9 protein-coding genes are annotated in these 12787 nt (G+C 48.2%); all 9 read left to right on the top strand.

The genetic code is table 11. The features are described from left to right. The first annotated feature begins 132 nt into the window (after window positions 1-132). The 9 genes from DXB70_RS11400 (at window position 133) to DXB70_RS11360 (ending at window position 12688) form a co-directional block, all read left to right on the top strand. Complete coding sequence (locus DXB70_RS11400) at window positions 133-2748, top strand: cation-translocating P-type ATPase (RefSeq protein WP_118673348.1); 2616 nt, start codon at window positions 133-135, stop codon at window positions 2746-2748. A gap of 394 nt (window positions 2749-3142) precedes the next feature. Further along, window positions 3143-5719, top strand: coding sequence for a transglycosylase domain-containing protein (locus tag DXB70_RS11395; protein ID WP_243099955.1), 2577 nt, complete (start codon window positions 3143-3145; stop codon window positions 5717-5719). 381 nt (window positions 5720-6100) lie between these two features. Further along, window positions 6101-7180 (top strand): Gfo/Idh/MocA family oxidoreductase, encoded by a 1080-nt coding sequence (locus tag DXB70_RS11390; RefSeq protein WP_107001112.1) that lies wholly within the window; start codon window positions 6101-6103, stop codon window positions 7178-7180. 16 nt (window positions 7181-7196) lie between these two features. After that, the gene (locus tag DXB70_RS11385; RefSeq protein WP_118522761.1) at window positions 7197-7913 is read left to right on the top strand and encodes a hypothetical protein; all 717 of its coding nucleotides are present in this window, start codon (window positions 7197-7199) and stop codon (window positions 7911-7913) included. A 68-nt stretch (window positions 7914-7981) separates the two neighbouring features. After that, entirely contained in the window at window positions 7982-8491 is a 510-nt protein-coding gene (locus DXB70_RS11380; RefSeq protein ID WP_118467181.1) for a TRAP transporter small permease, read from the top strand. A gap of 16 nt (window positions 8492-8507) precedes the next feature. Next, entirely contained in the window at window positions 8508-9788 is a 1281-nt protein-coding gene (locus DXB70_RS11375) for a TRAP transporter large permease (protein WP_118673346.1), read from the top strand. Window positions 9789-9818: 30 nt separating this feature from the next. Then, entirely contained in the window at window positions 9819-10877 is a 1059-nt protein-coding gene (locus DXB70_RS11370) for a TRAP transporter substrate-binding protein (RefSeq protein ID WP_181357224.1), read from the top strand. 35 nt (window positions 10878-10912) lie between these two features. Beyond that, window positions 10913-11884 carry a hypothetical protein gene (locus DXB70_RS11365; protein WP_118673345.1) on the top strand — a complete coding sequence of 324 codons (972 nt, stop codon included), beginning with the start codon at window positions 10913-10915 and terminating at the stop codon, window positions 11882-11884. A gap of 189 nt (window positions 11885-12073) precedes the next feature. After that, window positions 12074-12688: a GntR family transcriptional regulator gene (locus tag DXB70_RS11360; protein WP_182427336.1), complete on the top strand. Its 615-nt coding sequence runs from the start codon at window positions 12074-12076 to the stop codon at window positions 12686-12688. The last annotated feature ends 99 nt before the right edge of the window (window positions 12689-12787 follow it).

The following is a 12787-nucleotide window of genomic DNA, read 5'->3' as shown; positions in this document are numbered from 1 at the left end:
AGCATCAAACAGGACTATGCTTTCCATTTCTTTATTCCAACCATTCAGTTCTAATCCCCCCTATTTTCCGCATATGAATAAATGCAGTCTGTGAAAAGTACAGAACAGGGACAGAAAAAGGGGGAAATGCGCATGTATGAGAACCGGACGGTGGAAGAGGTGTGCAGGGAGTTTTCGGTCGATTTGCGGACAGGCTTATCGGCAGCGGAAGTGGAGGTGCGGCAGCGCCATTATGGGGAAAATGAGCTGCGGGAAGCACCACCGCGGAGTCTGATTGTGCGCATCGGGGCACAGCTTTGCGACTCTCTGATTTTTGTGTTGTTTGCGGCAGCCGGGATCTCCCTGCTTTTGGGCGAGTACGGCGATGCGGGGGTAATTCTGGCGGTTGTCGTATTAAATGCCACGGTGGGCGTGATTCAGGAGGGGAAGGCGGAGAAAGCGCTCGAATCCTTAAAACGGATGACGCAGCTGGAGGCGGTTGTGATCCGGGAAGGAAAAGAGCGGGAGATTGCCGCGCGGGAGCTGGTGCCGGGGGATCTGGTCGTGCTCGATGCCGGGCGGCAGGTTCCAGCCGACCTGCGTCTTACCGAGACAGCTGAAATGCGGGCAGAAGAATCAGCGCTGACCGGCGAATCGCGGGCGGTTGAGAAAAACAGCCATTTTTTAGCCGCCGGTGCGCTTCCGGTGGCAGAGCGTAAAAATGAGACATTTATGACTTCTTACGTGACGGCAGGGCGGGGAAAGGGAATTGTCATCGCCACCGGCATGAATACGGAGGTAGGGAGGATTGCCTCTCTGATCCGCGAGGCGCCGGAGGAGGAGACACCGTTGCAAAAAAGGCTGTCGGATCTGGGAAAACTATTGAGTATTCTTACGATCGGGCTGTGCGTTTTATTATTTACCCTCGCCGTCTGGCAGAAGCGCGACGTGATGGAAATGCTGCTCACCGCGATTTCCCTGGCGGTAGCTGCCGTGCCGGAGGGGCTTCCGACGACGGTGACGATTGTGCTGGCGCTGGGAGTGACGAAAATGGCGCGGGCTGGCACGATCGTGCGCCGTCTTCCGTCCGTGGAAACACTGGGGGCAGTCAGCGTGGTCTGCTCAGATAAAACGGGAACGCTGACGAAAAATGAGATGACGGTGACGACATGTTATGTAAATCGACAGGAGTATACGGAACAGGAATTGGCGCGCTCTAAGGAAGGAGAAGTGGGAAAACGGCTTCTGGAGGTATTTGCGCTGTGCAGCGATGCCGGGGAGACGGTGGGGGATGCCACCGAGCGGGCGCTGTACGGATTTTGTGAAAACTGTGGTGTTTCTCCGGAGCATCTGCGTCGGAGATATCCGCGGAAAGGGGAGATTCCCTTTGATTCGGATCGGAAGAGAATGACGACGGTGCATGAGCAGGGAGAAAACTGGATTTCTTGTGTAAAAGGGGCGCCGGATGTGATTCTTAAAAGGTGTCGTTATGAGATGGAAGAGGACAAAATTGTGCCGCTGACCAGGGAGAGGCGGACAGAGATTGAGGCGGAGATCACGCGTATGTCCGCGCGTGCCCTGCGAGTACTCGCGGGGGCGTATAGGGAGCTTCAAACAGGAAAAATGCCGGATGGAAAGCGGGAGAAACAGGTGGGACAGCTGGAGCAGAACCTGATATTTCTGGGTCTGGCAGGCATGATGGATCCGCCGAGGGAGGCAGCAGCCGGGGCAGTTGAGGCATTTCGCAGGGCATCTGTGCGGACGGTTATGATCACTGGAGATCATGCAGACACGGCGCTTGCGATCGCCAGGCAGCTGGGGATTGCCAAACGGCGGGAAGAATGCATGACGGGGGCGCAGCTGGAAACGCTGGATGAGGGAGAGCTGGAGAAAAGAATCGGTTCTGTATCAGTCTTTGCACGGGTGTCGCCGGAACATAAAGTCCGGATTGTGCGGGCTTTAAAACGCGCCGGGTGCGTGACGGCGATGACCGGGGACGGCGTAAATGATGCGCCGGCGCTTAAATCAGCCGATATCGGGATCGCGATGGGAAAAGGCGGCACCGATGTGGCGCGGCAGGCGGCGGATATGATTTTGACGGATGATAATTTTGCGACGATCGAGAGGGCAATTGAGGAAGGGCGCGGCATCTATGAAAACATACGAAAATCTATACTGTTTCTGCTTTCCTCCAATCTGGGGGAGATTTTAACCATGTTTGCCGCCGTTGCTATCGGAATACCGGCGCCGCTGGGAGCCGGGCACATCCTTTGGATTAATCTGATTACGGACTCGCTTCCGGCGCTGGCACTCGGCATGGATGGAAACGACCGGGAGAACCTGATGCGTCAGCCGCCGCGCCGGACGGACGAGTCGCTGTTTGCCGGAGGCGGGTGGTTTTGCATGGCATTTTACGGGTGTCTGATTGCAGCGGTCACGCTGGGGGCATTTTTCAGTAGACAGGAGCTTTCACGGGCGCAGACGTATGCATTTACTGTTCTGGGACTGTCGGAGCTCTTTCACGCGGTCGGCATGCGCTCGCTCACGGGCTCGGCATTTTCGCGCAGTCTTGGGAAAAATCCGCTGATGCTTGCGGCATTCCTTGTGGGGATTCTGATGCAGGTTGCGGTGACGGAGATTCCTTTTTTGATGAAACTCCTTCACACGGTGCGGCTGCACCCGGCAGAGTGGCTGGCGCTTCTCCTGTTATCCGCCACGCCGCTGTTAGTGCATGAACTTCTAGCATTTTTTTTTCGGAAACGGCGTTGATACAGCGAAAATGCAGTTTACAGACAAGTGTTTTTGAAGCTGAATGCATTGGCAAAATCCCGTTACTGTTTCCGGGTAGGCACTTTTGGAACCGAAAGTGCCGTAAGAAAACGTGGTGGCAGCAGGAATTTGCCGTATTTAAATGCGAAGCCACGGCAAATTCCGTTACTGGGCACGTATGCGCGAACAGTAACACGCGGCAGGAGATTGAGCAGATTTCGAAAACAGGCTTGTTCTTTTGGACAAAAAAACTTATAATAAAAGGGAGTCCAAGCTGATTTTGTCAGAAAAGTATAAAAAGTTGCTGTCCGCAGACAGGTATTTTTGAAGTCTAAGGTGCCGCATGAAAATAGAATGGAAGCAACCATAGATACATAGGAAGATGAGGGAAGAGATGAGGGAGAAACAGACGAGAGAGGACGCCTCCGGCGTTCGAAAGAAGCCGGCAGCTTCATCCGCACGATCTTCGGGCAGGCGGGGCACCGCAAAGAAAAGCGGGAAAATCGATGTCGGCAAGCAAAAGAAAGCGGGCAAAAATAACAGCCGGAGCGGTGGACAGATCGTGTTCCATGCGATGGCAAGGATCTTTGGAACCATGTTCAAGACGCTTCTGGTGTGTCTGGTACTGCTGGTGATTGGCGGTGCCGGATTTGGCGCATATAAGCTGATTCCACTCTATGAGGACTATAAAAGCCAGATAGAGGGAGTGGTGGAAAACAGTACGCCGGATACGTTCCGTTTGCAGGAGGCAAGTTATATTTATGATTCCAACGGTAATGTGCTGGCGAAGCTGACGGGAGACGAGGATTCCAGTTATTTGAAGTATGACCAGATACCGCAGAATGCAGTTAACGCATTTGTGGCGATCGAGGATCGGACGTTCTGGGAAAATCCAGGCATTGATATAAAAGGTATTTTCCGTGTCGCAGTCAATTACTTTTTGACTGAGGGAGCAGAAAAGCACGGCGCGAGTACGATCACCCAGCAGTTAGCGAGAAACCGTTTTCTGACCCGCGAGGTGTCGATGGAGCGGAAGATCAAGGAGATGCTGATTTCCTTAGATTTGACGAAGAAATACACCAAAGAGCAGATTATGGAGTTCTATATCAATGATATCAGCTTCGCGAACACGTACTACGGGCTTCAGGCGGCTGCAAGAGGTTATTTTGGCAAGGATGCGGATGAACTGTCCTTGAGCCAGACGGCATATTTGTGTGCGATTCCGAACTCGCCGACGTATTACAACCCGTACCGTCATCCGGAAAATGCGCTGACACGCCGCGATAAGATTCTGGAAGATATGCTGAGTATGGGATTTATTACGGAGAAAGCGTGCAAAGAGGCAAAGGCGGAGGAGATCACGGTCAACCGTCAGAGAGTGCCGCTGCACAACTATGAGACGACGTATGCGATCGACTGTGCGATTCGCTATCTGATGCGCCGTGACGGTTTTGAATTCCAGTATGGATTCCGCAGCGACGAGGCTTACAAAGAGTACAATGCCAATTACAACGAGGTGTACAACCAGGAGCGCGATGCGCTCTATACGGGCGGCTATAACCTTTATACCTCGTTGGATCCGGACAAGCAGACGATCCTGCAGGATGCATTAGATGGAGTTCTGTCCTTTGATGGCAATACATCCGAAAACGGCGTTTACAAGCTGCAAGGCGCGTCCACCGTTATTGACAACAAGACGAACCGCGTCGTGGCGATTGTGGGTGGACGCAGTCAGGAGACGGATACCTACACATTAAACCGTGCGTTCCAGAGCCCGAGACAGCCGGGAAGTTCTATCAAACCGTTGATTGTGTATACACCGGCACTGGAAAATGGTTACACATCGGAAACAAGGATTCCGAATATCGATATTGACGCGGCGAAGCAGAAGGGCGTGGATGTGAAGTCCCTTTCCGGCGAGAGGCTGGAGCTTCGAAATGCGGTCGAGCGAAGTAAAAATGGTGTGGCATGGTATATCTATGATGATATCACACCGGATGTCGGTATGGCATATTTAACCCAGATGCGCTTCGCGAGTGTGCAAGCGGCGGACTATTATCCGGCGACCTCCCTGGGCGGCTTTACCACCGGTATGACGACCGAGGAGATGGCGGGCGCTTATGCGGCGCTGTCAGACCGGGGACAGTACCGCGAACCGACCTGTATTATCAAGATGATCAATAACCAGGGCGAAGATATTTTTGAAGATTATGAATCGGTTCAGGTTTATCAGGAGAGCAGCGCCGTGCTGATGACCGATATTTTAAAGGGAGTTGTCACAAAAGGTACGGCGGCGTCGATGGGTTGGAGCGGCAATATAGAGGCGGCCGGAAAGACCGGTACGACCAACGGCAGCCGTGACGGCTGGTTCTGCGGCATGACGCCATATTATACGATGACGGTCTGGGTTGGCTACGACCAGCAGAAGACACTTTCCAGCCTGTACGGCGGCACGTATCCGGCGAAGATCTGGAAAAATGCGATGGAAAAGATGGTAGAGGGGCTTCCGGCGGCGTCCTTTGATACCCCGGAGACGGACAATGGACGCGGAGAAGGAACCTATCTGGCAGGTCATCCGGATGCATTTGAAATCACAACCAGCGGATATACCGCGGCGAATTTCAGAAGGGATCATTTGCTCTCGGATGAGGCGGCGAAGCTTCTGGAGTCTGCAAAGAGCGGCGATTCCGGCCGCAGCAGCAAGGAGTTAAAAGAAGACGCCAGCGCCAAGATCGAGCAGATCAAGAGCGAATCCATCAAAGAGCGGATGCAGCGGATCCACAAGACGGGTACGGCAGGAAAACGGTATTCAGCCCCGGCGGTGGTGCCGGAAACACCTGCCGAGACAGTTGAAGATCCGGCAGAATCTAGCACGACGATCGTGCCGGCAGGACCGGGCAGCGACATCGGACCAGGACACGGTCCGGCGCAGGAACCGGCAGTGGGTCCGGCGGCGGAGATTGGGCAGTAAAGAATTGAAAATGAGAAGAGTCATTTGATGCAGAGACATTAAATGGCTCTTCTTTGTTTTGTAGAAAAGAATTGTTCTATGAAATCTGTTCAAGATTTATGTGGAATCAATGGCGGAAGAATATTTGAATGAGAATAAAATTGACCGATTGTTTATGCAATAAGGGAAATATGGGGGAAAATGGACTGGAAATGTACAATACAATGAAATAAAACATGATAAAAGATCAATACGATTTAAAGTTCGTCAAATAAAATCAGAAAACGACTTGAAAATGAAAAAATAAAGTGCTAATATATCAGTAAGATATCTGAGATATATTAAAGAAAACAAAGTGCATGTACTAATAAAAGATTAAAAAAGAAAGGAAGGAAAAAGAGTATGGGCGACAAAATCAGATTTGGTATTATCGGCGGCGGTATGGCAGGTCCGTTAAATGCAGGAGCACTTCGGGATATCCCGGAAGCAGAGGTTGTTGCATTCTGTGACGTGAAAGAGGATGTGGCAAAGGAATTCAGCAAAGAGTACAATATTCCGTCTTATTACACGGATTATAAAGAGATGCTGAAACGAGATGATATCGATGCTGTCTGTGTAGTAACACCTCCATTCCTGCATGAGCAGATGGTTGTGGACTGTGCGAAGGCTGGCAAACACGTAATGTGTGAGAAACCAATTTCTGTCGATTGTAATGCAGCTGACAGGATGATTGCAGCATGTAAAGAAGCGGGCGTTAAATTTGGTGTTATCTTTATGTACCGTTTCATGGATCAGGCTCAGCTGATCAAGAAAGCGCTGGATGAAGGCAAGCTTGGTAAACTTCTTTCGGTTGATTGTTCTGGAAAATGCTTCCGAAGCGATGAATACTATGCTTCCGGTGCATGGAGAGGTACATGGAAAGGTGAGGGCGGCGGTTCCCTGATTAGCCAGACCGTTCATTTTATTGACTTAATGCTTTATTTAGTCGGCGATGTAGAGAGACTGACTGGTAATTATATGACAACCCTGCATCCGGATATTGAAGTAGATGACGTAGCCAACGCAATATTCAAATTTAAGAATGGGGCGTTGGGAAGCCTGGTAAGTAGTAGTGCAGTCCGTCCGGGTTATCCGCGTCACATCGAAATCCATGGTGAAAAAGGTACGATCAAGATTGTGGAAGAAGAGATCGTAGAATGGAAAGTAGAAGGCATGAACGAGGATGATTACCTGACCAAGGTAAAAGTTGACTCTGGTGATACAGCAACGGGTGCTGGCTATGTGGCAACCGAAAATCACAGAAGACAGCTTACTGATTTCATCCATGCGATCAAAGAAGATCGTGAGCCGATGGTAGACGGCGTAGAGGGAAGAAGAACACTTGAATTTATCCGTGCGATTTATCAGTCGAGCGACCTTGGTAAAGAAGTGCATTTCCCGATCCAGGAAGATGAAAAATACGGAAAGAAGACAGCTTGGTAATAAGGAGGTATAGATTATGGAAAAGAAGATGTATACAGAGACGTTGGAAAAGGTTCGCAATGATTATGCGGTTCGCAATATTGATAAATTAGAGGCAGCGATCAAAGCCGGTGATATGGAAAAAGCGCTGGAGCTGCACAAATTAAATGTAGAGAAAAAGACAGGATTTCACCATTTCGCAGTCCGCTGGGTAAATCAGACATTACGCAATTTCAAGAAATGGGCACCGGATGAGGCGATCTTTGAATGTATGGAAGACTATGCATTATGGTGCTATCCGCCATGCCTGCAGGACTGGATGGAGAAATATAAAGCGGGTCAGGCTACATATAAAGATTTCCCAATGGAAGATTTCCTGGAGAACCGTGCAGTATTATGGTCTGCTCTTCATGATAACGGCGATCAGATTTGGGAAGAGGATGAGGAGAAGATTACCTTTACACTTCCGCGTTGTAACAGCGGCGGCTGGCTGGTAACCGAATGTCCAGACAAGGTACAGACTTTAGATAAACCGGATCCAAGAGCTTATAATAAGGAAGGATTCCAGTGCTACTGCCTGAACTGTACAACCATGTGGGAGTTTGGTTGGTACAAATGGTTTGGATGGCCATTATTCATTATGGATGTGCCGACTATCGGCAGTGACGGTAAGTGCGTGATGGTTATGTACAAAGATCCGAAAGATATCCCGGATTCTTACTATGAGAAACGCGGCTTGGAGAGAAAGATCTAATGAAAAACCGGCGGCAGTTTCACAGGCTGCCGCCTTTGTAAAAACTATCCAGGAAAGGGGGATACGTTATGAAAGAAAAGGGGAACCCACTTCTCCAGATAATTCGAAATGTAAATGATGCGGTAGTAGTTGTTCTTTTTCTTGCGATGACAATTACGGTTATTATTCAGGTTTTTTTCCGTTTTGTAATACAGAGTCCTCTTAGATGGACCGAAGAATTAGCGAGATATCTGATGATATGGCTGGTATTGATGGCATCGGCGATTGCGATGAGAAATCGTTCTCACCTTCAGGTAGATGTTCTGACATCTGCACTTCCGCAAAAGCCGAAACGCATTTTGACCGCGATTGTAGATCTTTTAACGATTGTTTTCTTATGTATTATGACATATTTCGGGTTCAAAGTAGTACAGTCTACGACGGCTCAGACGTCTCCGGCGATGCAGATTCCGATGGCTTTGATTTACGCGGCATTCCCAACCGGTGGAGCTTTGATGATTATGGAACAGCTCCTTACCTTTATCGAACGCTTAAAAAACAAGAATGCACCGGAAGAACCGAGAGAATTTATAGATTAGTAAAGGAGGCTGCGATATGTTAGGATTTTTATTTATCTGTATTTTGTGTCTGTTTCTAATCGGAGCCCCTATTTTTGTTGCACTCGGAATGGGAACGACACTTTCGATTATGCTTGAGGGAAATTTCCCACTGGTTCTGGTACCGCAGAGAATGTTTGCGGGTCTTGACAGCTGGCCAATCATGGCGATTCCGATGTTCATGCTGGCAGGAAATCTGATGGATCAGGGCGGTATGTCCAAACGAATTGTAGATTTTGCAAGTGCGTCGATTGGCTTTGTAAAAGGAAGTCTGGCGATGGTAGCCGTACTGGCATCCATGATTTTCGCGGCAATTTCCGGTTCAGCAACGGCTGGAACAGCAGCAATCGGTTCGATCATGACGCCTGCATTTAAAGAAAAAGGCTATAACATGAGTTTCGTAACGGTTCTTCTCTCAGCAGCAGGAAGTATCGGACCGATTATTCCGCCAAGTATCTTAATGGTTCTGATTGGATATTCCACAGGTGCATCTGTTGGTCAGTTATTCCTCGGAGGCGCTATTCCTGGAGTTATGATTGGTGTGGCACTGATGGTCTACTCCTATATTCACGCTTCCAGGGGCGGAGATGCATATATCCAGACAACCAAGTTTGATCCGAAAGAAGTACGGAGAACGATGTTTTCTGCACTTCCTGGTTTAGGACTTCCGATTATCATTATCGGTGGTATCATCAGCGGTATCTTTTCTGCAACTGAAGCAGCGGCTGTGGCGGTTGTCTATGGCTTCCTGGTAGGTATGTTTATTTACAAAGAAATTACATTGAAAGATTTACCTGGTATTTTTGTTAAGTCCGCGCAGACAGCGGCTGGTATCATGATTATCACAGGCTGCGCTTATATCTTTGCATGGTTTATCACAGCAAAACAGCTGCCGCAGCTCTTAATCCAGGTTATGAATACATTCATCACAAGTAAGACTGCATTCCTTATTTTCTTAAATATTGCGCTGTTCTTAGTTGGAATGTTTATGGAAAGTTTCTCTGCAATTATCGTTTTAATGCCGATCTTATTCCCGGTAGCAACCGCTTATGGAATCGACCCGATTCACTTTGGTGTTATTGTTTGCATCAACCTGGCGATTGGATACGTAACACCGCCTTATGGAGCAACTTTATTCGTTGCCTGTGGACTGACCGGAAAGAGTGTAAGAGAGGTATTCCCGTTTGTAGTTCCTACGATTCTTGCAATGTTAGTTGTACTGATTATTGTTACATATCTCCCGCAGACCTATTTATGGCTGCCGCAGTTAATGGGATAAGAAGATGAAATGAAAGGAGGATTTATTGATATGAAGAAAAATGTGAAACGGTTTGTAAGCATGACGATGGCGATGCTGGTGGCAGCTGGCTCTCTGGCAGGATGTGGAGGAGGCGGCAGCGCTTCCACAGGAGAGTCCGCAAAGGCAGCGGCTAATACAGGCGGTTCATCCGGTGGTGCGGTGACCGTAAAGGTTTCTTTATCACAGGCAGCAACCGAACCTCCGGTAAAAGCAGCGGAATATTTTAAAGAGATTGTGGAAGAGCGCTCCAATGGCGAAATTAAAGTAGAAATATATCCGGATAACCAGCTTGGCAACGAGCGAGATGTCATTGAGGGTATGCAGCTTGGCACCGTAGAGATGGCGATGACGTCGGTAGCGCCGTTCTCCAGCTTTGTTCCATCTGTTAATATATTCTGCCTTCCGTTCCTCTGGAGAGATAAGGAACATATGTATTCCGTTCTGGACTCTGACGAGATTGGAATGTCCTATAGCGGTGACTGTGAGGAGAAAGGCTTCCATCTGATGGGCTTCCTGGATTTGGGAACCAGACATATCATGACAACGCAGAAGACGATCAACAGCATCGAAGATTTAAAGAACCTCAAGATCCGTACCATGGAAAATCAGGTACAGCTGGATTCCTTTACCGCATTCGGCGCAAGCCCGTTGCCGATGGCATACGGCGAATTATACACAGCGCTGCAGCAGAACATCATTGACGGTGCAGAAGCGGCCAATACAAACTATTATTCCAAGAAGTTTTATGAGGCAGCGCCGCACTGGGCAATGGTTGGATGGACCAACGACTTAGGTATCTGCGTAGTTGCTAAGAATTTCTATGATTCTCTTTCGGACGAGCACAAACAGATTATCGATGAGTGCACCAAAGAAATGATCGATAAAGAGAGAGAACTTTATACAGCATCTGAGGATGAGTGCTTGGAACTGTTAAAGGGAGAGGGCATCGAAATCACAGAGCCGGATCGCGAACCATTTATCGAGGCAGCCCAGAGCGTATATGATCAGTGGGGCGATAAAGTAGGCGGAAGAGATAAAATTGACGCAATCGTTAATTTTGGAAAATAAAATGTGTTCAGTGACAGAGAAAGGCAAAGGTGTATATGGGATTTGATTATCAAAGTTTTTTGAATGACAAGATTTTTGAAGAATTAAACAAGATAAAAGCCTTTTCTCCGGAGGTTGTTGAGCAGGAAGCGGCGGCGCGAAAAAAACCGGGATTTCCGCATGATAAGCTGGTATTTGCGGCAGCGGATCACAATGCCAGAATGATCAATGAGTACAAAGGAAATCCGATTGGTTTAAGTAATAGGCGGGAGTATTTATCCCGCCTGGTGCGGATGCTGCAGAGTGATCAGATTGATGGAATCGAGGCGACACCGGATATTATTGAAGATTTATTTATCCTCAATAAGTTGCAGCGGGAACGTGGAGAAAAGGCGTTTCTGGATGGGAAGATGCTGGTTGGCACTGTGAACCGGGGCGGTTTGAAAAATACGGTATGGGAGATGGACGATATGCCGTCCTGTTATACAGTCGATCGCCTAGTGAAACTTCGGATGGACGGTGTAAAGTTTATGATCCGTCTGAATCCGATGGATGAGCGAAGCAAATATACGGTTCGGTACTGTGCAGAAGCTGTCAATGCAGCAGAGTCAGCTGGTCTTCCAATTTTTATCGAGGCGCTGTATGTAGAAACGACGGAAACGGGGTTTACGACGAAGACGGATTCAGAGAGTCTGTGTAAGGTAGTCGGCGTGGTAGGCGCTCTTGGCTGCCGTGCATCCGGCAAATGGATTGAAGTTCCGCTGAATCATGAATATGCAGTTCCGACGGCGGCGACCACCTGTCCGGTGCTGGTAGTTCCAGACGAGGTAAAGAGTGAGGCGATTGAGGTTGTAGAAGAGTACACGAAAGAGATCGGAATCAGCAGCAATATCCGCGGAATCTTGCTGGGACGAAATGTTATGTACAATGAATCGGATCCGCTTCCAATCGCGGAAGCGATCGCGGATATCTGGCATAAGGGCGGCAACGCGGAAGAAAATTACAAGCGATGCGTCGAAAAATTATAAAAAAAATAGGGCATATCAGGTTACTGGGCATGTATGCGTGAACAGTAACTATATCAGAAACGGGGTATATACAAAAGTCTAATTGAATTTGATCCTTATTTGCGCTATTATAAAAATAAGCATTCCTGTAGACTAAAAGAAGTTGGATGCAAATCACAGATTTGTTCTACAAGAAAGATGAGGGAAACAATGCGAGTTAGTGATGTGGCATACGAGAAGATTAAGATGATGATTATTACAGCCAGACTTCGCCCCGGACAGACATTAGTAGAGGCTGAATTGATGGAAGAGCTGGGGATGGGACGAACTCCCATCCGTGAGGCACTGAATCGACTGGCATGGGAAAACTTTGTGAAAATTGTCCCGAGACAATGTATTATGGTAAATGAGATTTCCTTATATGAAGTGGAATCGATTTATCAGATGAGATTTGCTCTGTCTCCACTTGAATCAGAGCTTGCTGCTATGAATCGGACGGAAGAAGATTTAAAGCGGCTGAAAGACAGCCTGGAAGTCCTGAGAGAGGAGACAGATGCGGAAGAAAGAGTTCTTTTGGATCGAGCATTTCATAGAATTATTTCTTCTATGACTAGGAATCCGTTTCTTGAGCGGGAGATGAATAATTACCAGGATTTGAGTATTCGTCTTCTGTTTTTAAACCGGATTAATTTATCTTCGATTGATGATATGGATATTGGACATCATGAGGAAATTTATCGTTGTCTTCAGGAGAGAGATGTAAATAAATTGATATCGGTTCAGAAAGCGCATGTTCAGGCATTTAAAGAAAAATTTATCCGCTGAGAGCGGGAACTTCCCTTCGCTGAAAGGCGAAGGGAAATATAAGCCACATAAGATATATTTGAAGTATATTACTAACTCGGACTTTAAGTTGAAAGGAGA

It is taken from the genome of Clostridium sp. OM05-5BH (assembly GCF_003481505.1).
In the GTDB taxonomy this organism is placed as follows: domain Bacteria; phylum Bacillota; class Clostridia; order Lachnospirales; family Lachnospiraceae; genus Otoolea; species Otoolea fessa.
This window is presented reverse-complemented; position numbering and strand designations above follow the sequence as displayed.

Bases quoted from the DNA above. Each gene is read 5' to 3' on its own strand.
- DXB70_RS11400 (WP_118673348.1), top strand. From the start codon at position 133: ATGTATGAGAACCGGACGGTGGAAGAGGTGTGCAGGGAGTTTTCGGTC.
- DXB70_RS11395 (WP_243099955.1), top strand. From the start codon at position 3,143: ATGAGGGAGAAACAGACGAGAGAGGACGCCTCCGGCGTTCGAAAGAAG.
- DXB70_RS11390 (WP_107001112.1), top strand. From the start codon at position 6,101: ATGGGCGACAAAATCAGATTTGGTATTATCGGCGGCGGTATGGCAGGT.
- DXB70_RS11385 (WP_118522761.1), top strand. From the start codon at position 7,197: ATGGAAAAGAAGATGTATACAGAGACGTTGGAAAAGGTTCGCAATGAT.
- DXB70_RS11380 (WP_118467181.1), top strand. From the start codon at position 7,982: ATGAAAGAAAAGGGGAACCCACTTCTCCAGATAATTCGAAATGTAAAT.
- DXB70_RS11375 (WP_118673346.1), top strand. From the start codon at position 8,508: ATGTTAGGATTTTTATTTATCTGTATTTTGTGTCTGTTTCTAATCGGA.
- DXB70_RS11370 (WP_181357224.1), top strand. From the start codon at position 9,819: ATGAAGAAAAATGTGAAACGGTTTGTAAGCATGACGATGGCGATGCTG.
- DXB70_RS11365 (WP_118673345.1), top strand. From the start codon at position 10,913: ATGGGATTTGATTATCAAAGTTTTTTGAATGACAAGATTTTTGAAGAA.
- DXB70_RS11360 (WP_182427336.1), top strand. From the start codon at position 12,074: ATGCGAGTTAGTGATGTGGCATACGAGAAGATTAAGATGATGATTATT.